At 74.0% G+C, this 23,801-nt stretch carries 6 protein-coding genes; all 6 read right to left on the reverse strand.

The window, feature by feature from the left end; all coding sequences use genetic code 11:
* Positions 1 to 1,166 (reverse strand): PLP-dependent aspartate aminotransferase family protein (locus KBX34_RS25375; RefSeq protein ID WP_210927330.1); only part of this gene is annotated, 1,166 nt, incomplete at its 3' end.
* A complete protein-coding gene (locus tag KBX34_RS25380; protein WP_210927331.1) occupies positions 1,163 to 6,445 on the reverse strand; it encodes a non-ribosomal peptide synthetase in 5,283 nt (1,760 codons plus the stop codon). The genes KBX34_RS25375 and KBX34_RS25380, both read right to left, overlap by 4 nt.
* The gene (locus KBX34_RS25385) at positions 6,442 to 7,458 is read right to left on the reverse strand and encodes a TauD/TfdA family dioxygenase (protein ID WP_210927333.1); all 1,017 of its coding nucleotides are present in this window, start codon (positions 7,456 to 7,458) and stop codon (positions 6,442 to 6,444) included. Before KBX34_RS25385 ends, KBX34_RS25380 begins: the two co-directional genes overlap by 4 nt.
* Positions 7,455 to 8,522 (reverse strand): TauD/TfdA family dioxygenase, encoded by a 1,068-nt coding sequence (locus tag KBX34_RS25390; RefSeq protein WP_210927334.1) that lies wholly within the window; start codon positions 8,520 to 8,522, stop codon positions 7,455 to 7,457. The genes KBX34_RS25385 and KBX34_RS25390 overlap by 4 nt, the downstream gene beginning before the upstream one ends.
* Positions 8,515 to 11,676, reverse strand: a complete 3,162-nt coding sequence (locus KBX34_RS25395) for a non-ribosomal peptide synthetase (protein WP_210927336.1) — start codon at positions 11,674 to 11,676, stop codon at positions 8,515 to 8,517. Before KBX34_RS25395 ends, KBX34_RS25390 begins: the two co-directional genes overlap by 8 nt.
* On the reverse strand, positions 11,673 to 23,801 hold the full coding sequence (locus tag KBX34_RS25400) for a non-ribosomal peptide synthetase/type I polyketide synthase (protein ID WP_210927338.1): 12,129 nt from the start codon (positions 23,799 to 23,801) through the stop codon (positions 11,673 to 11,675). The genes KBX34_RS25395 and KBX34_RS25400 overlap by 4 nt, the downstream gene beginning before the upstream one ends.

Below are 23,801 nucleotides of genomic sequence, written 5' to 3' on the forward strand. Positions count from 1 at the left end.
GTCGCCTTGTCCGCCGCGGCGAGGAAGTCGGCCACCAGGTCGGCGGTGTCCTCGATGCCGGTGGAGACGCGCACCAGCCCGTCCCCGATGCCGGTCGCGGCCAACTGCTCGGGGTCCACGATGCCCGCCCACATCGACCGGGGGTGCACCACCAGCGTGCTGACGCTGCCGAGGCTGGCCGCTCGTTTGGCCAGCCGCAGCCCGTCGAGCAGTGCGGCGGCTCCGGCCCGCCCGGCCCTCAGGTCGACGCTGAGCACCCCGCCGAAGCCGGTCATCTGCCGCCGCGCCAACGCGTGCTGCGGGTGCGACGGCAGCCCGGGGTAACGGACCCGGGCCACCGCCGGATGCTCCTCCAACGCGTGGGCCAGGGCCAGGGCGTTGGCGTTGTGCCGCTCCACCCGCAGCGGCAGCGTACGGATGCCGCGCAGCAGCAGCCACGCGTCCACCGGGCCGAGGGTGGCGCCGGTGACGATGGCCGTCTGCCACACCCGCTCGACCAGCGCGGCGGAGCCGACGACCACCCCCGCCGACACGTCGGAGTGGCCGCCGAGGAACTTGGTGCCGCTGTGCCAGACCAGGTCCGCCCCGGCTGCCATCGGACGCTGGTTGACCGGTGTGGCGAAGGTGTTGTCGACCACCACCAGCGCGCCGGTCGCGTGGGCGAGCTCCACCACTGCGGTGAGGTCGGTCAGCTCCAGCAGTGGATTGCTCGGCGTCTCCACCAGCACGAGCCGCGTCCGCGGCCGGATCGCCCGTGCGAACGCCTCGGTGTCGGTCTGGTCCACCTGGGTGTACGACACCCCGAACCGGGACAGCAGGCCGGTGGCGAGCGAGGTGGTGCCGCCGTACGTGCTGCGCTGCACCACCACGTGGTCGCCGGCGGAGAGCAGGGCCAGCGCGATGGTGCTGATCGCCCCCATCCCGGAGGCGGTGACCAGTCCCGTCTCGGCGCCTTCCAGCTCGGCGACGACGGCGGCCACCTGGGCGTGGTTCGGGTTGCCGTAGCGGGTGTAGAAGGCGCTGCCCCGCGTCTCGGTGGCGATCGCGGTGAACTGCTCGTCGGAGTCGGCGCTGAAGGTGACGCTCTGCACGATCGGCGGCGCGACGGCTCCGCCCGGGACCAGTCCGTCGTCGCCGTGCACGGCGGAGGTGCTGAGACCGGTCATGACCGGGCCACCCGGTCCACCAGTGCGCCGTAACTGCCCAGCGTCACGAACTCGGGCAGCGTGAGGTCGCTGCCGTGGCGCTGCCGCAGCATGGTGACCAGCCGCAGCGCGCGCAGTGAGTCACCGCCGGCGGCCGACCAGCCGGTCGCCGGATCATCCGGCGCGACCCCGAGCACCTCCTGCCAGGCCGCAGCCACCCGGGTCGCCCACGCATCGCCGGCCGCCTGCCCACCACTGGCAACGGCGGGCAGCGGCGCGTGCGGGTCGGCCGCCAGCAGGCGACGGAAGCCGTCGGCGAACGCGTCGACCCGGTCCCCGGCGACGGTGCGGTGGTCGTACTGGAGGGTGAGGGCGAGGCGGCCGGTGTCCGCGTCCAGCTCGGCGTCGACGGCGAGGCTGAACGCCACGTCGACGGTGACGCCCCGACTGTCCACGATGCGGGGGCCGCCACCGTCCGGGTCGTTGGTGAAGTGCGTCCAGTTGAAGAAGTGGTCGAAGCTCGGCCCGACCCCTCCGGCCCGGACGATCTCCGCCAGCGGGAAGCGGTGGTGCCCCATCATGTCCCGTTCGACCCGCCACACCTCGGCGGCCAGCTCGGCCAGCGACCGGGCGCCCAGGTCCACACCGACCGGCAGGGTGTTGAGGAACAGCCCGAGGGTGGCGTCGCTGCCCTCGCCCTCCGGCCGCCCACCGACCACCAGTCCGCTGACCACGTCGTCGCGGCCGGTGAGTTCGCCGAGCATCCGCAGGTGGATGGCGAGCAGCCAGGACTTGACGGGTACGCCGGCGGCCCGGGCCGCCTCGGTGACCGCCTCGGTGGTGCCGGCCCGCAGTGGCACCTGCTGGGTGGTGGTGGTCCGTGGGGCTGCCCCGCCGAGCAGCAGCGGCGGCACCGCGCCGGGACCGTCCAGCCAGAACCGGCGGCTGGCCTCATCGGTCCGGGCCCGTCGCTCGGCGGCCACGTACTCCCGGAACGGCAGACCGGGGCGGGCCGGATGAGAGGCGCCGGCCCGCTCCCGGTCGTACGCGGCGAGCAGGTCGGTGCGGAACAGGTGCAGACTCCAGCCGTCGAGGATGGCGTGGTACTCGGCGATGATCAGGGTGAACGCGTCGGCGTCCTCCCGGACGGCGTGCAACCGCAGCAGCGGCGGTCGGGCCAGGTCGAAGGGGCGTACCCGCTCGGCCGCCACGAGTTCGTCGACCCGGGCCCGGCGGGTGTGCGCGTCGACACCGGTCAGATCCGTCACCGGCACCTCGACCGGCACGTCGGCGTGCACGAGCTGCAACGGCTCGGAGTACGCGCCCAGCGCGAACCCGGTCCGCAGCACCGGATGGGCGGCCACCAGACCGGCCAGCGCGCGCCGCAGCGCGGGCGCGTCCAACGGCGCGGCGATCCGGTGCGCGGTGACGTTGTGGTACATCGCCGGGTCCCCGGTCAGCTCACAGTGGTAGACCATGCCCTGCTGGAGGGTCGTCATCGGGTACGCGTCGGCCAGCCCGGCGGGCAGCAGCTCCCGGTCGGCGGCGGCCACCAGAGCGAAGCGTCCGGCCGCCGGGACCGACGCCGAGCCGGCCACCGCGTCGGTCCCGGCGACGGTGATCTCGCCGTGCGTGACCAACTCGCGGATCGTCTGGTACGTGAAGATGTCGCTGAGCCGGAAGGACAGCCCTCGCTTGTTCGCGGCGACCTGCATCTGGATGCTGCGGATGGAGTCGCCGCCGAGCGCGAAGAAGCTGTCCGTCACGCCGACGGTCGCCACCCCGAGCACCTCGCGCCACGCCTCGACGAGGATCTGTTCGGCCCGGTCGGCAGGCGCCACCACCGTGCCGCTCTGCGGCCGGTCGAGGCGGGGCACGGGCAGCGCCGCCCGGTCGAGCTTGCCGTTGCGGGTCAGCGGCAGCTCGTCGAGGAGCACCACCGCCGCCGGGACCAGGTGGGCCGGGAGCCGGTCGGCCAGCCAGCCGGTGAGCCGCTCGTCGAGGGGCTCTGCCGTCGGCCCGGCCGGGACGACCACGGCCGGGCGTGGATCGGCGGCGTACTCGGGGCGCACGGCGTGCAGGGTGTGCCGGTCGGTGCCGACCAGCAGGTCGTCCTGCCGGGTCACCACGTCGAAGCCCCGCGCCTCGAAGGTGGCGACCAGCTCGGCCAGTCGGCCCTCGGTGTCGGTGCCGGGCGCGTCGTGCACCTCCATGGCGACCTGCGCGACCAGCGGCCAGTGCCGATCGTCCAGCCCGGCGAGCACGTCCGCCTCGGCCCGCTGTACGTCGATCTTCAGCAGGTCGATCCGTTCCGGGGCGAGTTCGTCGAGGAACGCCGACAGCGGCCGGACCGGCACTGTGAGCTCCCGGCCGGCGAAGCGTTCCGCGAGCAGTTCGTCGACCCGGCCGAGCAGCACCTCGCGGTCGGCGCCGGCGTCGCGTTCGTTGGCGAGGAACCGTTTGATCACCGCCACCTCGGCGTCCGGGTCGGCGTACGCGGCGTGGCCGGACATCATCGAGTAGCCCGGGTAGTAGGTGAAGGACACCTCCCCGGCAGCCCGGGACAGCCCGACCGCGTGCACGGTGGCCGGCACGCCGAACTCGGCGACGTTGCGGCGTAGCAGGTCGGCCACCGACGGCACCGGCTCGAACGCGTGGATCGTGGCGTCCGGGCAGACGGCGTTCACGAACAGCGAGAACATGCCGATGTTCGCGCCCACGTCGAGGACGGTGGCTCCGGGCCGCAGCACGATGCCGTCGCGCAGGTAGACCTGCTGGACGAAGATCTCGTCGTACAGGTAGCGGGTCTCGTGGGGGTTGACCCCGGCGACCCGGTCGACGTCCACAGTGGTCGGCGCGTCACCCGGGCGGACGTAGGCGACGAGCCGGTCGCCGTGCCGGTCGTCGTCGCGGGCCACCACCGCGGCGTCGGCCACCTCCGGGTGCTCGCGAAGAGCGGCCGCGATCTCGCCCGGCTCCACCCGGAACCCGTGGATCTTCACCTGGTCGTCGAGCCGACCCAGGTAGCGCAGCCGCCGGTCGGCGTCGAAGCGGACCCGGTCGCCGGTGCGGTACACCCGCTCGGTGCGCCCGGACGGCAGCGCCACGGTCACGAACCGCCGGGCGGTGGCCTGCGGGTCGCCCCGGTAACCGTCGGCGAGCTGCGGGCCGCTGACGCAGAGTTCACCGGCCACGCCCGGCGGCACCGGACGCAGCTGCTCGTCGAGCACCCACACCGCGACGCCGGGCAGGGGTCGGCCGATCGTCGGGGCCTCCCCGGCACGCACGTGCACCGCAGTGGTGTCCACCGTGCACTCCGTCGGGCCGTACAGGTTGACCGCCCGGACGTCGGGCAGCGCCGCGAGGGTCTCCCACAGGTCGGGTGCGATCGCCTCGCCGCCGAGCAGCAGCAGGCCGGGCAGCCGGATGTCACCCGCCCCGGCGAGCAGGATGCGCAGCTGAGAGGGGGTCAGGTCGAGCACGTCGACACCGTGGTCGGCCAGCGTGGCAGCCAGTGCGGCCCCGTCCCGGCGGACCTGCTCGGGCACCAGGTACAGGCTGCGGCCGTGGCCGAGCTGCACGAGCTGCTTCACGCTGGCGTCGAAGGTGATCGGGGCGTTCACCGCCACCCGCAGACCGGGGTGGCTGTCCGCGTACACGACCTGCTCCAAGGCGTCGGCCAGATGCGCGGCGGCGCCGTGCGACACCTGCACCGGTCGGGGAGTGCCGGTGGAGCCGGACGTGAAGATCACGTACGCCGGGTCGGTCGGGGTCGGCACCGCGGCGGGCGGGCGGTCGCCGGCCGCGACGAGGTCGCCGACGGTCACGGTCCCCGCACCGCCGTCGCCCACGACGACCTCCGCGCCGACCGCGCGGATCTGCGCGGCGAGCCGCCGGGACGGGGCGTCCGGGTCCAACGGCACGAAGACCGCCCCCGCGCGCAGCACGCCGAGGAACGCCACGACGGTGTCCCGGGACCGGTCGGCCAGCACGCCGACCGGGGCGCCGGACAGGCCGCGCGTGGCCAGGACCCCGGCCACCCGCGCGGCCCGTTCCCGCAGCTCACCGACCGTGTACGCGCCGTCCGCGTCGACCACCGCCACGGCCTGCTCGTCCATCCCCGCCAGGCCCGCGTCGAAAAGGTCCACGAGGGTACGCGCCGACGCCTGCGACGGTGTTCCCGCCGCGTCGGTCAGCCAGCGGCCCTCGGCGTCGCCGAGCACCGACGGCGCGTCGGCGCTGGAGAGCGCGGCGGGCAGGGTCCGCAGGACCGCCAGCAGCGCGTCGAGCAGCCACTGGCCACCGACCACGTCCAGGGTGACCCGGTCGCCCTCGGCCAGCACTGTCAGCTGCGGGCCGGCCGCCGCCGGTGGGGTGACGACGTGCACGGCGACTCCACCGAGCCCGGCCACAGTGGCCAGCGCGGCAGCCGGGGGCACCGCGAAGCCCGCCACCGCCCCGGACTGCTCGTCCACCGGGTCGACCAGGTGGAACGTGTCGTCGGCGGTGCTCTCGGCCGCGCGGACGACGGCCAGCAGGTCGGCGGGCGCGGTGGGCAGCGGCAGGGCCAACCGGAGCGGGCCGTAGCCACCCAGCGGACCCACCACCTTGGCGGTGCCAGCGGCATGGCGGCCGTCGCTCCACCGGGCCAGCACCAGGTCCACCTCGTCGGCGCCCTCCGGTGCCTCGGCGCGGCGGGACACCGCGAGCGCCCACGCGGCCAGCAGCACGGTTTCCGGCTCGACACCGGCAGCCCGCGCCACGTCGGTCAGCTCGGCGGCGGAAACGGTCGCGGACACCACGGCCGTCGGGTCGTCCCCGTGCGGGGTGACCAGTCGGGCGGTCGGTGCGGTCGGCGCGGCGCTGGTCGGTGCCTGCTCGCGCTCCTCAAGCTGCCACTCGGCGACGTCGAGGAACTGCAACGCCTCCGGGTCCTGCGGCAACGCCTCGCCGGCGTACGCCCGGGCCAGGTCGGCGAGGACCAGACGCAGGCTGGCCGGGTCGGCGATCAGCGGGGTGGCGGTCAGCTCCAGCGCATCGTCGGTGAGGGTCACCGACAGCTCGCCCTGCGCGCCGACGGTGACGCTGCGGTCGTCGTCGACGTCCTGCATCGGCACCCGCAGACCCGGGTGGTGCACCAGGGTCAGGCGCAGCGCCTCGTGCCGGGCCACCACCGCGTCCAGGGCGCTCTGCAACCGGGCCCGGTCCAGCGGGCGGTCCAACCGCACCCGCGCCCGGACCAGGTCCTGCTTGGCCGACCAGGCGAGCCGCTGGACGGGGGACAGACGGTAACCGTTCACAGAACGCTCCGGTTGACGTAGAGGTCGGACATGGCGACCAGGATCTGCCGGTCGCCGCTGAAGGGTTCGCGACCGTGGGTCGCCAGGAAGTTGTCCACCACCAGCACGTCGCCGCGCTGCCAGGGAACCGACACCGCGTGTTCCCGATACAGCTCGCGGACCCCGGCGACCACCTCGTCGGGGATCGGCTGCCCGTCACCGAGATACGCGTTGCGGGGCAACCCGTCCGGGCCGTACTCGCGCAGCAGCGCGCCGGACACCTCGGCCGGCATGTTCGACACGTGGAACAGGTGGGCGTGGTTGAACCACACCGTCTCCCCGGTACGCGGATGCGTGGCGACCGCCTGCCGCCGGGCCCTGGTCCGCAGGCCGTCGGAGCCGAGCCAGGTGAACTCGGTCGCCGAGGCGTGGCAGTACGCCTCCACCTCGGCCCGGTCGGTGGTCTGGAACGCCTCCTGCCAGGGCAGGTCCAGGTGCGGGCCGTAGTTGCGCACGTAGCAGACCCCGGAGCGGAGGAAGAGTTCCCGCACGTCGGCGGGGATCAGCGGGGTGATGACCCGTTCGCTGGCCAGCGGGGTGGCCCCGCCGCTGCCGGTTGCCGGCTGCGCGCACCAGAAGTAGAGGTAGCTGGGCCAGTTGTGCGAGTACGACATCTCGTGGTGCAGCGGGATCCACTGCTCGGCGTTGAACTCGGTGGAGGTGAAGACCCGGTCGGCGACCTCGTGCCGGGGCGCGGCCCGTTCCAGGTAGCCGAGCAGGTCCGGGCTGACCGCCCGGGCGGCCTGGCTGAAGTCGTCGGGGGTGCGCACCTCGAAGCCGCGGAAGAACACCGCCCCGTACTGGTCCAGGTCCCGGAGCAGCTCCTCGCGCCTGCCGGCGAGCCAACCGGCAAGGTCGAGGTCGGGCACGGCGGCCTCGACGAGCAGCACGAACCGGTCGTCCACGAGGACCCGCCGGGACACCGGCGAGCTGACCGTGCCGGTACCGCGTCGACGCGGCGCCGGCCCGCTCATGACCGGTCCCCGGTCGGAGCCTGCATCGGGTGGCTCGTCTCGGTCAGTTCGGGCGCGGCGGTCGGATCGGACATGGCGGTGAGGATCCGCCGGGGCGGGGTGAACGGATCCCGGGCGTGCGCGGCCAACATGTTCTCCACCAGCAGCACGTCCCCGCGCTGCCAGTCGAAGGAGCGGGTCTCGGCGGCGTACGCGCCCCGCAGCTCGGCCAGCACCTCGTCGGAGATGGGCGTGCCGTCGCCGTACGCGGTCTGGTAGGGCAGGTCCTCCTCGCCCAGGGCGGCCCGCAGCCCTGCGCTGACGTCGTCGGGCAGGGAGGTGACGTGGAAGAACAGCGCGTGGTTGAACCATGTCCGCTCGCCGGTGACCGGGTGGCGGCGTACCGCCGGGCGGACCTGCCGGGTGCGCAATTGCCGCTCGCCGACCCACTCCACGTCGATCAGCGCGCGGGCGCAGTACGCCTCGACGTCCTCCCGTCGTTCGGTCTGGAACGCGGTCTGCCAGGTCAGGCTGATGCCGGGCAGGTAGTTGCGCCGGTAGAGCACCCCGCGCCGCTCGAACTCGGCGACGGTCTCCGGGCGGAGCCGGGCGAGCACCCGGCGGCTGTCCGCGAGGGGGGTACGCCCACCCGCGCCCGGCGCCACCTCGCAGTGGAACACGATCCGCAGGGGCCAGCTCACCGTGTACGACTGCTCGTTGTGCAGCACGATCGGCTGGTCGGCGGGGTGCTCGGTGGAGGTGTACACCCCCTCGGTGACCTGGCTGCGCGGCGAGGACCGTTCGCCGTAGCTGAGGACCTCGTCGGAGAGCGCGGCCATCACGGTGCGGAAGTCCTCGGCACCGGCCACGGCGAAGCCACGGAACAGCACAGCCCCGTGCCGGCGGGCCAGCTCGTCGACCTCGTCGCGGCGTCCGGCCAGCCACCCGGCCAGATCCACGTCGGGTGTGTTGGCCCGGATCAGCGCCGGCAGCGGGCCGCCGGGCCAGTCGGGGTGGACGTCCACCAGGTTCCGTTCACGGCCGCGACGGGGAATGCTCCGCGCGACCCGGGTCTGCTCAGTCATCTCTCGCTCCCAGGGTGTCGACGCAGTCGGCCAGACTGCGTCGGGGGTCGGCGGCGGCGGTCCGCAGCAACGCCGTGAACCGGCGGTGCCAGGTGACCACCCCGTCGTGGTCGAACAGATCGGTGCGGTACGTCCACAGCGCCGCCAGCCCGTCCCGCCGATCGTCGAGCCAGAGGGTCAGGTCGAGGCGGGCGGTGTCCGGGGTCAGTTCCACGCCGGTGAACTCGACGCCGGCCGCGGTGCGGTGTCGGGCCGGTGGGGCGTTCTGCACGCCGAAGGCGACCTGCACCAGCGGGGTGCGGTGCGGCTGGCGGGTGGGCCGTAGCCGCTCCACCAGCAGGTCGAAGGGCACGTCCTGGTGGGCCGCGGCGAACAGGGTGACCCGGCGGGCCTCGGCGAGCAGGTCGGCGAAACCGCGCTCCGGCGCGGGGCGCAGCCGCAGCGGCACGGTGTTGACATGGCAGCCGACGCTTCGTTCGGCGGCGACACTGGTCCGGCCGGCGAAGGCCACGCCGATCAGCAGGTCGCGCCGGCCGGTGGCGGCGCCGAGCAGGGTCGCGAAGGCGGCCAGCCCGACCATGTGCAGGCTGACCCGTTCGGCCCGGGCCAGTTCGCGTACCGCCTCGGCGGTGGCGGGGTCCACTGTGGTCCGCAGGGTGGCGCCGGACGGCGCCCGGTCCGGTCGGGCCTGCGCCGCGCGTCGGTCGAGCCGGCCCGTCGCGGGCAGGTCGAGCAGGTCGGGTGCGCCGCGCAGCTCGTCGAGTTGGTCAGCCAGCGCCCGCTGCCCGGCGGGACCGGCCAGCCAGTCCCGCTGCGCTAGGGCGAACGCCGCCGGGCCGACCACCGAGGGCACCGGGGCCGTTGCCGCGACGTTGTCGTACGCGTGGGCCAGCTCCCGCACGATCAGGCCGAACGACCAGTCGTCGCAGACGATGTGGTGCACGACGAACAGCAGCGCCACCGCACGGCCGGTGGTGTCCGGCACCAGGTGGGCGCGGAGCAACGGTCCGGTGGCCAGGTCCATGGGGGCCCGGGTGGCCTCGACGCCGAGTTGGGTGAGCCGCTCGTCGAGCGGGGTGCCCGGTTCGGCCGGCGCGACGAGCGGCGGCGCCCCGGCGCCGGGGAGGACGTGCTGCACCGGCCCGTCCGGCCCGACCGGAAACACGGTGCGCAGGGCCGGATGCTTCTCGACCATCCGACCCAGCGCCCGGGCCAGCCGGTCCGGGTCCACCGGCGTGTCGAACCGCACCGCGAAGGCCAGCAGGTACGAGGTGTCCGCCGGGTCGAGCCGGTGCAGGAACCACAGCCGGGCCTGCGCGGCCGACAGCGGCGCGGGGCCGGCCGGTGCCGGGCCGACCGGTTCCCCGAGCTGCGTCGGGTCGACGGCCAGCCCGTCGAGGTGGGCCGCCAGCGCGCCGACGGTCGGGTGCGCGAAGAGGTCGCCGGCGTGGACCGGCCGGCCGGTCGCGGCGGCCAGCCGGGTGGCGCAGCGGACCGCGAGCAGGGAGTCTCCGCCGAGGGTGAGGAAGTCGTCGTCGGCGGTGGTCACCGGCACGCCGAGCACCTCGCGCCACACGGCCGCCACCTCGGCGAGCATGCCGTCGAACGGCCCGGCGCCGGGCCCGGCGTCGCCGCCGAGGGCGGGGGAGGGCAGTGCCGAGCGGTCCACCTTGCCGTTGGGCAGGGTGGGCAGCCGGTCCAGCCAGACCACTGTCGCGGGGACCAGCGGCGCGGGCAGCACCCCGGCCAGCCGGGCCCGGACGTCGTCGCGCCGCTCGCCGACCAGGTAGCCGACCAGCAGCGGATCCCCGCTCGGCCCTTTCCGGACGGCGGCGGTCGCCTCGCGTACGCCGGGAAGGGCCGCGAGACGGGCGGAGACCTCACCCAGCTCGATCCGGTAGCCGCGCAGTTTCACCTGGTCGTCGAGTCGGCCCAGGTAGGCCAGTTGCCCGTCCGGGCGCAGCCGGACCCGGTCGCCGGTGCGGTACATCCGCTCGCCGGGGCGGAACGGGTCGGGCAGGAACCGGGCCCGCGTCTCTTCCGGGCGGTCGAGGTAGCCCCGGGCCAGGCCCGCCCCGGCCAGGTGGAGTTCACCCGGATCGCCCGGCGGGACCGGCCGCCCCTCGGGGTCGAGGACGTAGGCCCGGGTCTGCGGCAGGGGCCGGCCGATCGGCGGGTCCCCGCTGTCCGGCGGCACCTCCGCCCAGGTGGAGTAGGTGGTGTCCTCCGACGGGCCGTAGAGGTTGCAGAGCCGGCGGACGTGCGGACACGACCACACCCGGGCGGCCAGCGCGGCGGTGAGTGGCTCACCGGCGAGGCAGACCGTCCGCACGCTCGCCGGCAGGGCGTCGGCGGTGAGCAGTTCCCCCATCGCGGAGGGCACGGTGTTGACCAGTGTGACGGGCAGCCGATCCGCGCCGGGGGCGGCGAGGGCCAGCACGTCGTCGACGAGCAGCACCCGCCCGCCCCAGCAGAGCGGGCCGAAGATCTCGAAGACGGACAGGTCGAAGCAGACAGAGGTGGCGGCGAGCAGGCCGCCCAGTTCGGTGTCGTCGAAGGTCTGCCGGATCCAGTGCATGAGCACCGACGCCGAGCGGTGCTCGATCGCCACGCCCTTGGGCCGCCCGGTGGAGCCGGAGGTGTAGATGACGTACGCCAGGTCCGTCGGGCTCGTCGGCACCGCCGGGTCGGTGCCGTCCCCGGGCAGGTCCAGTCGGTCGATCGGGACGGCCAGGTCGGGGAACCGCTCGGCAAGGTCGGCGCGGGTGAGCACCAGGCGGGCCCCGGAGTCGGCGGCCATGAAGGCCACCCGGGCCGGCGGGTACGCCGGGTCCAGTGGCACGTAACAGGCGCCGGCCTTGAGTACGGCGAGCAGGGCGACCACCAGTTCGGGTTTCCGGGGCAGACAGACGCCGACGCGGTCCTCCCGGCTCACCCCGCGCGCGAGCAGGACCCGGGCCAGCCGGTTCGCCGCCTCGTCGAGATCCCGGTACGACCACGTGCGGTCGGTGTGCCGTACCGCCTCGGCGTGAGGGGTTCGGGCGGCCTGCGCGGCCACCATCCGGTGCAGACAGTCGACGTCGGCTGGTACGCCGGTGGCGCGTCGGCCCACGGTTCGGCGGGTCGGGCCGGCGGGCCGGGCGGGGGCGCTCATCGACGACCACCGCGCCCGCCCACCGGGACCGGCTCGGCCCGCTGCGGGCCCCCAGCACGGTGCTCGGCGAGCCGTCGGTCGGCCTCGGCCTGGAGGCGGTCCTTGTCGGCGACGATGACAGTGCCGGGGTCGTTGTCGGGCAGCTCGTCCTCGACGTGGCGGATCGGTCGGTAGGCGATGCCGACGGCGGCCAGGGCGAGCGAGCAGAGGCCGGCGACGATCGCCGTGAGGGCCATGCCGCGGCCCGGGCCGGTGCCGACGACAGCGGACAGCACGCCGCCGGGCGACACCATCGGGGCGAACACGTGCTCGGCGAGCGGACCGGCGGTGAGGAAACCGGCCGGCACCATCAGCCAGGACAGCATCTGGCCCATCGAGAGCACCCGGCCCTGCAGCTCCAGCCCGACCTTGGCCTGCACGATGGCCAACCAGTGCGTGTTCACCAGGGCCGTGGCCAGGCCCATGCCGAACAGGCCGAGGGCCGGGAACAGTGGGCTCGGGCGCAGGCCGACAGTGAGCAGCGACGCGCCGAGGAGCACGACGCTCGCCAGGATGCCGGTGGTCCGCCGGGCCGTGCCGCCCCACACTCCCATGAGGACCGAGCCGACGAGCATGCCGACGCCGCTGGCGGCGAGCACCCGGCCGAGCACCGCCGGGTCACCGAACGACAGGGTCAGCGGGGTGACCAGGACCTCGACCATGGCGAAGAAGTAGTTGAGCGACGCGGTCAGCACGACCAGGGCCACCAGGCCGTGGCGGCGCACGATGAACCGCCAACCGCCCAGGACCGCCCGCCGGAAGGTCTCCTCGCGCCGGACGAACAGGGTGTTCGGGAACCGGACCGACAGGGTGACGGTGACCGCGACGGCGAAGGTGAGCAGGTCGATGATCACGACGCCGCGCAGCCCGACCGCGATGACCAGCGCACCGCCGAGCAGCGGCGCCAGCACCGTGCTCGTCGCGGTGCCCAGGGAGACGATGCCGTTGGCGCGCCCGTAGTACCGCTTGGGCACGAGTTGCGTGACGGCCGCCAGGTAGGCGGGTAGCTGGAAGGCGGTAGCCACGGCGGTGACGGTGATGGCGGTGAAGACGTGCCAGAGCTGGAGTTGGCCGAGCCACAGCAGCAGGGCGAGGCTCACCGTGCCGGTGGCTGCCACGCAGTCCGCGACGATCATGATGAGCCGCCGGTCCCACCGGTCGGCCAGCGCCCCCGCGATGGGGGACAGCACCACGGCGGGCAGCAGCGCCAGGACGGTGGCCGTGGCGAACAACGAGACCGACCCGGTCTGCTGGTACACCCACAGGCCCATGCCGAAGCCGGTCAGTCCGCTGCCGATCAGCGAGACGAGCTGACCCAGGGCGATCAGGTAGAACACGGTGAGGCTGGGCATCGCCCGACGTACGGCGGGTGGTGTGCCGTCCGTCGCCGGCACGACCATGGCGGCGGCCGGCGGGGGCGCGGTGTCGGCTGGCGGAGTAACCGTGGCGGGCGGCGGCTTGGCGGGCGTCGCGTTCGACGGATCGCAGGTCGCCTGGATGATGCGCGCCACCTCGGCGGGTTGGTGCTTGGCGAAGTAGTGGCCGGCGCCCTCGATGACCTCCAGGGACACCCGGTCGGAGAAGAACTCCCACTCCAGGTAGCGCTCCTGGTACAGCTCGGTGGCCCGGTCGCCGCCACCGACCACGCAGACGATCGGGGCCGACAGTTTCCTGGGCAGACCGTTGTCGTAGACGTCGGTGTAGTAGTCCTCGCCCATCGCGGCGTCGGCCAGGACCACGCGCATCACGAAGTCCTTCTCCCGCTCGTCGAAGACCTCGGTGAAGAAGCCCATCGCCCGCAGCGACTCCAGGGTCCGCCGCTTCGACGTCCACCGCTCCGTCGGAAACCACTGCCGTAGCCAGCGGAACACCCGGCCGGGCAGCCGAGGGGCGGGGAAGTGGGCGCCGATGACCACGCCGGTCAGCTCCACACCGGCCGCCTCCAGCCGACGGCCCAGCTCCACCGCCTCGGCGCCGCCCATGCAGTGCCCGTACACCGCCACCGGGCCGCTGATCCCCGCCACGACCTCGGCCACGCAGCCGTCCACCAGCTCGTCCATGCCCAGCAGGGGCTCATCCGGGCGGTTCACGTCGTGCCCGGGGCGCTCCAGGGCGTACAGCCGCACGCCGGGCGGGAGGGCGTCCGCCAGCGGCTGGAAGGTGATCGCGCTACCGGCGGCGAAGGGTACGCAGACCAGCGTCAGCCGTGTCGGTGCCGCCGGTAGCGCCGGGGTCAGCTCGTGCAGCAGCCGCCCGGCGGAACCCCCTGTCGCGTCCAGGTGCTCGGTCAACGAGCGGATCGTCGGGTGGCGGAACAGGTCGAGGACGCTGATCGCCGGGTCGTTGCCGGCCAACGCCTTGATGGCCTTGAAGGAGTCGCCGCCGAGGTCGAAGAAGTCGTCGTCGATGCCGACGGTGTCGTAGCCGAGCACCGCCGCCCACCGCTTCGCCAGCGCCGCCCGCAGCGGGGTGTCGGGCGGTGCCGCGCCGACGCCGGCCCCGCCGCGTACCGGTGCCGGCAGGGCCGCCCGGTCGACCTTGCGGTTGGCGCTCAGCGGCATCCGGTCGAGCACCACGAACGCGGACGGGACCATGTAGTCGGGCAGGTAGGTGCGCGCGAAAGCCCGCCAGGGCGTGGGGTCGGCGTCGAAGTCGGGTACGGGCTGCCCTGCCGCCCCGCCGTCGGATCCGTCCCGGTCGGCCGCCGTTCCGGTGGCCAGCGTCAGGTAGGCCACGACGCTCTTCTCGCCGTCGTCCTCGCGGACCACCGCTGCGGTGTCGCGGACCTCCGGGTGGCGGCGCAGCACCGCCTCGATCTCGCCCAGTTCGATGCGGAATCCGCGGACCTTCACCTGCGAGTCGCTGCGGCCGACGAACTCGATCCGGCCGTCGGCCAGCCACCGGCCGAGGTCCCCGGTGCGGTAGAGCCTGCCGGCGGAGAACGGCTCCGACACGAACCGCTGCGCCGTGAGGTCTGGGTCGCCGTGGTAGTCACGCGCCAGCCCCGCGCCGCCGAGGTACAGCTCACCCAGCACGCCCACCGGTGCGGGACGCAGTCGCGGGTCGAGCACGTAGGCGCGCACGTTGCCGATCGGGCGGCCGATGCTGAGGTGGGTGACGTCGGGTTCGAGGCGTTCCATGGTGGACCACACGGCGGCCTCGGTCGGGCCGTAGAAGTTCCACAACGCCCCGACCCGTTCGGCGAGCTGCCGGGCCAGCGGCGCGGACACCGCCTCGCCGCCGCACACCGCCGTCAGGCCGGGCAGCCCGGCCCAGCCGGACTCGATCAGCAGCCGCCAGGTCGCCGGGGTGCCCTGGGCCAGGGTGACCCCCTCCGCGGCGAGCAACGCGGCCAGTCGCGGCGCGTCGTAACCGACGTCGCGGCCCACCAGCAGCATCCGCGCGCCGACGACCAGGGGCAGGAACAGCTCCGGTACGGACATGTCGAAGGCGAAGCTGGCCATCGCGAGCATCGTGCCGTCGCTGGTCAGGCCGGGCCGCTCCCGCATGGCCGCCAGGGTGTTGACGATCGCGCCGTGCGTCACCCGGACGCCCTTGGGGTGGCCTGTTGACCCGGACGTGTAGATCACGTAGGCGAGATGGTCCGGCCCGGCAAGGGGCTCGGGGTCGGTCTCCGGCCCGGTGCCCGCACTCGCGTCGGCGCGCAGTACCTCGCCCGCGTACCCGGTGAAGCGGTCGGCCAGGCCCGGTTCGGTGATCAGGACGCTCGCACCGCTGTGCGTCAGCACGTACCGCTGCCGCTCGATCGGATAGTCGGGGTCCACCGGGACGTACGCGCCGCCGGCCTTGAGCACACCGAGCAGCGTGACCGGCAGTTCCTCGGAGCGGTGCAGGCAGACGGCGACAGTGCCGTCGGGGCCGACACCGGCCCGGCGGAGCCGGTGCGCGAGCCGGTTGGCCCGGGCGTTGAGCTGGGCGTAGGTGAGCGTGGTTGTCCCGAACGTCACGGCCGGCCGGTCGGGGTTCGTGGCGACCTGGTGCGCGATCAGCTCGACCAGGGTCGGCGTCCCCCCGTCCCGACCGGGCGTGGCCCAGCCGAGCGGGGTGGCGGTGTCGTTCCACTCGTCGACGCGGGTCAGCTCGGTGGGGGTGAGGACGGCCAGATCCGCCAACCGGACGTCGGGGTCGGCGACGGCAGCGGCGAGCAGCGTCTCCAGGTGCCCCATCATCCGCTCGGCGGTGGCCGCGTCGAACAGGTCGGTGTTGTACTCCAACCGGAACCGCAGCCCCTCGGTCACCTCGTACGCGTACAGGGCGAGGTCCTGCTGGGCGATCCCCGGCTCGACGGCGAACTGGACCATCCGCAGCCCCGCGGTTCCCAGGTCCCGCCGCTCGGGCAGGTTCAGCAAGTTGAACATCACCTGGAACAGCGGGTTGCGGCTGAGGTCGCGGGGCGCGTCGACGAGATCCACCAGCCGCTCGAACGGCACCTCCTGGTGGTCGTACGCGCCCAGGGCGGTGCGCCGGACCTGCTGGAGCAGCTCCTCGAAGGTCCACTCGCCGTCGATCGAGGTCCGCAACGGCAGCATGTTGACGAAGAAGCCGACCATCGGTTCGAGTTCGGCGCGTACCCGCCCGGCGACCGGCGTGCCGATGCAGATGTCCCGCTGGCCGGTGTAGCGCCACAGCAGCGCCTTCAGGGCGGACAGCACCGTCATGGCCAGGGTGACGCCCCGGGTCTGGCTGAACCGGCGCAGCTCGTCGGCGGCGCGCGGGGACAGGACCCGGGTGTGCACCGCGCCGTGGAAGGTCTGCACGGGTGGTCGGGGCCGGTCGGTGGGCACCTCCAGGACGCTCGCCACCCCGTCGAGCTGCTCGCGCCAGTACCGCATGTCGTCGCTGTCGACGTCCGCCAGCCGGCCGCGTTGCCACCGGGCGTAGTCGCCGTACTGGACGGCCAGTTCGGGCAGCGGTGCGGCGCGACCGTCCAGGGCGGCGCCGTACAGGGTGGCCACCTCGCTGGCGACGATGCCGAGTGACCAACCGTCGGAGATGGCGTGGTGCATGGTCATCGACAGCACGTGCCGGTCGTCGGCGATGCGCAGGAGCACGGCACGGAACAGCGGCCCGCGGGCCAGGTCGAACGGGCGTCCGACGTCGGCGGCGAGGGCGGCGTGGGCCCACGGCGGCACCGCGTCGGCGACCGCCGGTTCCACGATGCTGCGGGCGACCGGGGACGTGTCGTCCGCGCCGGTCGGGGCGGACACGATCGGCAGGTCGACCGGGCCGGGCGGCAGCACCTGCTGCACCGGGTCACCGTCGGGTCCGAGCGGAAAGACGGTACGCAGCGACTCGTGCCGCCGGGTCAGCTCCGCGAGGGCCCCGCGCAGCGCGTCGACGTCGAGGGTGCCGTCGAGCAGCAGTGCCGTGCCGACGGTGTAGGCGCTCTGCTCGTACGCCTGGTCGAGGAACCACAGCCGGTGCTGCCCGGAGGAGAGCGGCGCCGGCCCGGCGTCGCGGTCGGCGCGGGGGATGGTCGGCGCGACGCTGGGCCGCGGTGCGACGGTGGTGGTGGGTGCGGGGTCGGTCTGCGGCAGCGTGGCCGCGATCCCGGCGACGGTCGGCGTCGCGAAGATGGTCTCCAGCGGCAGCGCGACGCCGAGTCGGGCCCGCAGCCGCACGACGAACTGGGTGGCGAGCAGCGAGTGCCCGCCCAGCTCGAAGAGGTTGTCGAGCGCCCCGATCGGCCGGATCCCGAGCAGCTCGCTCCACAGGTCCGCCACGATCTCCTGCCCGGGCGTGCTCGGGGCGACGTAGGCGGTGCTGACCGGCTGGCGGTTGCCGGCCTCGACCTGCCCGGGTGCCTCCGGAGCGGTAGCGCTCGGCGGGACGGGCACGGGGTGCGCCGTGTCGGGCCGCGACACTGCGTCCAGCCAGTGGCGGCGCCGCTCGAAGGGATAGCCGGGCAGGGCCAGGCGGCGACGTGGGCCACCGTGGAACGCCTGCCAGTCGACCCGCGCGCCGGACAGCCACAGCCGGCCCACCGCGTCGAGCATCGTGGTGAGGTCGTCGGCGTCGCTGCGCGGATGCCGCATCGCCGCCACCACCTGACCGGGTCGCACCCCGGCCAACCGGGCGAGGCCACCGAGGGCGTGCCCGGGACCCAGCTCCGCGAGGACGACGTCCTGCTCGGCGAGCAGCGCTGCCGACTCGGCGAACCGGACCGGCTCCCGCATGTGCCGCACCCAGTACGCGGGGTCGGTGACCTGCCCGGGGGCGACCGGACCGCCGGTCAGGTTGGTCAGGTACGGGCGTTGCGGCTCGTGGTAGGTCACCCGGCGCGCGTGGGCGGCGAACTCGTCGAGCACCGGGTCGAGCAGGGCCGAGTGGTAGCCCCGGGTGACCCGCAGCGGCCGGCACCCGACCCCGTCGGCGGTCAGCCGCCGGCGCAGCTCCTCGATCGCCTCCGGTGCGCCCGACAGCACGCACAGCTCGGGTGCGTTGACGGCGGCCAGCGACAGACCGTTCACTGCCAGCCCTGCCGCCGCCGTCTCCGGCAGGCTCACCGCGAGCATCGCCCCGCCCGGGGTCCGTTCGACCAACTCACCGCGGGCGCTCACCAGCCGCAGCGCGTCGGCCAGGGAGAAGACGCCGGCGAGGCACGCCGCGACGTACTCGCCGAGGCTGTGTCCCACCATCAGGTCCGGGGTCACCCCGCGGGCGAGCAGCGACCGGGCGAGGGCGTACCCGGTGACGAACAGAGCGGGTTGGATCAACCCGGGCCGCGCGAGCAGCCGCTCCGCCTCCGGGTGGCCGTCGGGCGCTGGGCACAGCAGCGTACGCAGGTCGAGGCCGAGGTCGTCGCGGAGCAGCTCTGCGCACTCGTCCACCACCGCCCGGTAGGTCGCCTCCGCGCGGTACAGACCGGCGCCCATCGCCACGTGCTGCGCGCCGTGCCCCGGGAAGGCGAACACCAGGGTCCGATGGCCACCGGGATGAACGCCGGTGAACTGCCGTTGTGGCGCGTCGAGGGCGACCAGCGCGTCGGCGTGGTCCGCCGCGACGAGAAAACGGCGGTGGGTCATCGGCTGGCGCCGGCCCAGGTTCGCCGCCACGTCGGCAAGGTCCGCCTCGGGGTGCGCGCCGACCCAGTCGCGGAGCTGACGCGTCTGCCGATCCAGCGACTCGACCGTACGCGCCGACAGGACCAGCAGGTGCGGCCCGGTGGCCGGCGTGGCCGGCGGCGCGGCGGCCGTGGCCGGCGGCTCCTCCAGCACGACGTGGGCGTTCGTGCCGCCCATACCGAACGAGCTGACGCCCGCCCGGCGCGGGCCGTCGTCGCCGGGCCACGGTCGGGCGGTGTCGTTCAGGTAGAACGGGCTGCTCTCGAAGTCGATCGCCGGGTTGGGTCGGCTCACGTTGATGGTGGGCGGCAGCGTACGGCTGTGCAACGCCATGATCGTCTTGAGGAGCCCGGCCACACCGGCGGCGGCGTCGGTGTGGCCGATGTTGGCCTTGGTCGAGCCGAGAGCGCAGAAGCCCTGGTCGTCGGTGCCCCGCCGGAACGCCTCGGTCAGGGCCGTCACCTCGATGGGGTCGCCCAGGCTGGTGCCGGTGCCGTGCGCCTCGACGTAGCTCACCGAGCGGGGCGGCACGCCGGCCGACGCGAGGGCGCTGCTGATCACCGCAACCTGGCCGTCGACGCCGGGCGCGGTGTAGCCGGTGCGGCGGGCGCCGTCGTTGTTGATCGCGGAACCGCGGATCACGGCGTAGACGGTGTCGTTGTCCGCGACCGCGTCTTCCAGCCGCTTGAGCGCGACGATGCCGACCCCGCTGGACGCGATGCTGCCCCGCGCGTCGGCGCTGAACGGCCGGCAGTGTCCGTCGGGGGAGTAGACCCCGCCGTCGTGGTAGAGGTAGCCGCGCCGCTGCGCCGGGAAGACGCTGACCCCGCCGGCCAGGACCAGGTCGGACTCACCGGTAAGCAGGCTCTGCCGGCCGAGGTGCACAGCGACCAGGGAGGTCGAGCAGGCCGTTGCCACGGTGACGGCGGGGCCGGTCAGGTCGAGTTTGTACGCGACACGGCTGAGCAGGAAGTCCTTGTCGTTGTTGATGGACAACTGGTGTTCGCCGATGGTGTGCATCAGCTCCGGATGGCTGCTCAGGTTGTCCAGCAGGTACGTGCTGCGACCCGACCCGGCGAACAGGCCGACCCGGCCGGCGTGGCCCGCCGGGTCGTAGCCGGCGTGCTCCAGCGCGTGCCAGGCGCACTCCAGCAGCATCCGGTGCTGCGGGTCGAGGGTCTGCGCCTCCCGGGGCGTGACGCCGAAGAAGGCGGCGTCGAACTCGTCGATCCCGGGCAGCCAGGTGCCGGAGCGGACGTACGCGGGATCGTCGAGCCGGGTCGGGTCGGCCCCGTCGGCCAGCATCTCCTCGACGCTGAACTCCCGCACCGACTCCACGCCGGCGCGGATGTTGTGCCAGTACTCGTCGATGGTCCGCGCGCCGGGGAAGCGACAGGCCATGCCGACGACGGCGATCAGGCCGCCGGGCTGGGACGTGGTGCCCGTCCGTGGCCGGGTGACGCGGGCCGTCGTGGCCGGGGCGGCCGGGGCCTGCGTGCCGGTGGTGGCCGTGGTCAGGAACGCCGCCAGGGACTCGACAGTGGGGTTGCGGAACAGGTCGGTGACCGTGACGACGTCACCGAGTCGCTCGTGCAGTCGCTTGAGGACAGCCAGCAGGCGCATGGAGTGGCCGCCGAGGTCGAAGAAGTTGTCCCGCGTACCGACCTGCGCGACGCCGAGCACGTCCCGCCACACGTCGGCGACCAGTCGTTCGAGCCCGATCCGGGCGGCGTCCCAGTTGGCCGGTACGGGCGCGACGGGTGCGGTCGCCGGCTGTTCGGGCGTCGGTCGATCCGGGTCCGCCTCGGCGCGCTGCCGGGGCACCTCCCGACCGGCGGCGGGCAGCGCGGCGACGTCCACCTTGCCGTTGCGGGTCAGCGGCAAAGCGTCGAGGAAGACGACGGCGGCGGGCACCAGGTAGGAGGGCAGTTCGGCGGCGAGCGCCGCCCGCAGGGCCGCCGCGTCGGTCTCCGCCCCACCGGCTCCACCGGCTCCGCCGGCTCTGCTGGCTCCGCTGGCTCCGCTGGCAAATCCAGCTCCACCGGCCACGTACGCCACGAGGCGCGGGTCGTCCGGGTCGTCCCTGCGCAGTTGCACCGTCACGTCGCTGTCCGGCCGGCATCGGCGGATGGCGGCCTCGATCTCGCCGCACTCCACCCGGTAACCGTGCAGTTTGACCTGGCTGTCGGTGCGGCCCAGGTATTCCAGGTTCCCGTCGGGACGCAGTCGCACGAGATCGCCGGTGCGGTACAGCCGGGCTCCGGCGACGGGCGAGAATGGGTGTGGGACGAACCGCGCTGCCGTCAGCGTGGGCTGGTGCAGGTAGCCGCGTGCCACGCCGGCTCCGCCGACGTACAGCTCGCCGATAACGCCCACCGGCACCGGGTTGCCCCAGCTGTCCAGCACGTACAGCTCGGTGTTGGCGATCGGCCGACCGATGGGGACCGACCCGTCGACCGGGGTGGACGGGTCGACCTCGTACGCGGCGCAGCCGACCACCGTCTCCGTCGGCCCGTACTCGTTGACCAGCGTGGTGTCGGGGGCGTGCGCCCGCCACGGCGCCACCTGGTCGGCGCGCAGATTCTCGCCGCCGATGACGAAGCACCGGGTGCGGCCGGCCAACTCGGCGGGGCTGAGCTGATGGTTGACGAGGTCGAGCTGAGCTGGGGTGATCTTGACCAGGCCGAAGGCCGGCCGCTGGTGGCGCAGCGCCTCGCCGAGCGCCTCCGGGCCGAGGTGTTCGCCGAGCATCAGCACGGTTGCCCCGCTGACCAGCGGGACGAGCAGGCTCGTCACGGTCAGGTCGAACCCGACCGACGAGTGCAGCGGAACCGTGTCCCCGGGCCGCAGCCGGTAGGCCTGGGCGGCCCAGCGCACGTAGTTGCAGGCCCCCCGGTGGGTGACCATGACGCCCTTGGGGTGGCCGGTGGACCCGGAGGTGTGGATGACGTACGCGAGGTCGTCCGTCGAGGGCTCCGGCCGCCGTCGCGCTCGTCGCCGCGGACCGGCCGCGGCGCCACCGGGCTGCGCGGCAGGGACCGGCGTGTGCCGGCCCGGCGCCGCCAGCGCAGGGCCGTCCGGCACCAGCAGCGCCAGGCCGTCGGGCACCAGGTGCGCCAGCTCCGCGCAGGTGAGGACGACCGGCGCGGCCGTGTCCTCGATCAGATACCGCAGCCGGGCGGGCGGGTTCGCCGCATCCATGGGTACGTAGGCCGCGCCGGCCCGCAGTGCGGCGAGCACCGCCACCGCGAACGGGACCGCACGCGGCAGCAGCACTCCGACGAGACTGCCGATGCCCACGCCCCGCCCGCGTAGCGTCTCCGCCAGCGCCTCGGCAGCGGTGTGCAGCTCGTGGTAGCTCAGCGCGGTGTCCCCGTCGGTCACCGCCACGCCGTCGGGGTTTCGGCGCGCCTGCCGCTCGATGAGCACGTGGACCAGGTCGTCCGGCTCGGTGGGGGTGGCGGTGGCGTTCGCAGCCACGACGAGCTGCCGGTACTCGTCGGCGGTGAGCATCGCGGCCGAGCCGACCGGTGCGCCGGGCTCGGCAACCAGCGAGCGCAGCAACGTCTGGAAGTGACCGGCGAGGCGGGCCATCGCGTCGTCGTCGAACAGGTCGGTGCGGTATTCCAGCACGGTCCGCACACCGTCGGCGTTCTCCCGTACCGAGACGGTCAGGTCGAACTTCGCGGTGGTCCCGGGCACGTCGATCGGGGTGACCTCGATGCCGTCGAGGCTGGGTGGTGCCGTCTCACGGCCGTACACGAACATCACCTGGAACAGCGGGGCGAAGCCGGGCCTGCGGGCCGGGCGCAGCGACTCCAGCAGTGTCCCGAAGGGAAGCTCGCCGTTGTCCAGGGCGTTGCCGGCGGCGGTGCGCACCCGTGCGAGCAGCGTCTTGAACGACGGGTCGTCGTCCAGCCGGGCCCGGACCGCGACGGTGTTGAGCAGCAGCCCGACGAGCTGCTGCGCCTCGGAGCGCCGGCGGTTCGCCACCGGCGTTCCCACCACGATGTCGCGTTGCCCGGTCCAGCGTGCCAACAGGACGTGCAGCGTGGCGAGCATGATCATGTACGGGGAGACGCCGAGTCGTCGGCACAGCGCCAGCAGCCCCTCGGTGGGCACGTCCAGCGGGAACGACACTGTGGCCCCCGCACCCGACGGCACCGCGGGCCGGGGTCCGCGGGTGGGCAGCTCCAGGACGGCGGGCGCGTCGGCGAGTTGCGCGTGCCAGTGGTCGCGTTGCGCCGCCGCCTCGGCCCCGGCGAGCCAGTCGCGTTGCCACGCCGCATGATCGGCTTGGTCGACGACGACCGGGCCGAGGTCAGCCGGTCGTCCGGTGCGGTGCGCGGCGTAGAGCCGTTCCCACTCGTCGTGCAGGATGCCGAGCGACCATTCGTCGACGGCGACGTGGTGGAACGTCAGCAGGAGCACGTGCTCCTCGGCAGCGAAGCGCAGCAGGCTGGCCCGCAGCACCGGTCCGAGTTCCAGGTCGAGCGGGTCACGCGTCTCCGCGTGCATCCGGGCCTGCATCTCCTGGTCGCGTTGCCACGCGGGCAGCCCGCCCAGATCGTGCACCCGCAACAGTCCTGGTTGCGGCTCGCCGACCACCTGGACCAGGCGCGGCGCGGCGTCGTCGACCTCGGTTGGCCCCGAGCCGGGGCCGCCGGGTGCGAGCGTGGTGCGCAGCGCGGCGTGCCGGGCCACCAGGGCGTCGAGCGCCCCGGCCAGTGCCGCGACGTCCAGTGGCCCGACCAGCCGGTACGCCAACGGCACCAGGTAGCTGGCCGGATCGGGGTCGAGACGGCTCAACGACCACATCTGGCGTTGCTCGTGGGTGGCCGCGACCAGGGCGCCGGCACTGTCGCGGCGGCGCGGCACGACCGGCGTCGCCTGCCGGGGCCGCATGACGTCGGTCATCGCGTCCGTCTCCTTCGTGATGCCAGCAACGGCCGGATCCGCCCACGCGGCGGCCCGGTCCAGCAATGGCTCCTGACTTCGCAT

The sequence above is a fragment of the Micromonospora sp. M61 genome (genome assembly GCF_018070245.1).
Lineage (GTDB): Bacteria > Actinomycetota > Actinomycetes > Mycobacteriales > Micromonosporaceae > Micromonospora > Micromonospora zamorensis.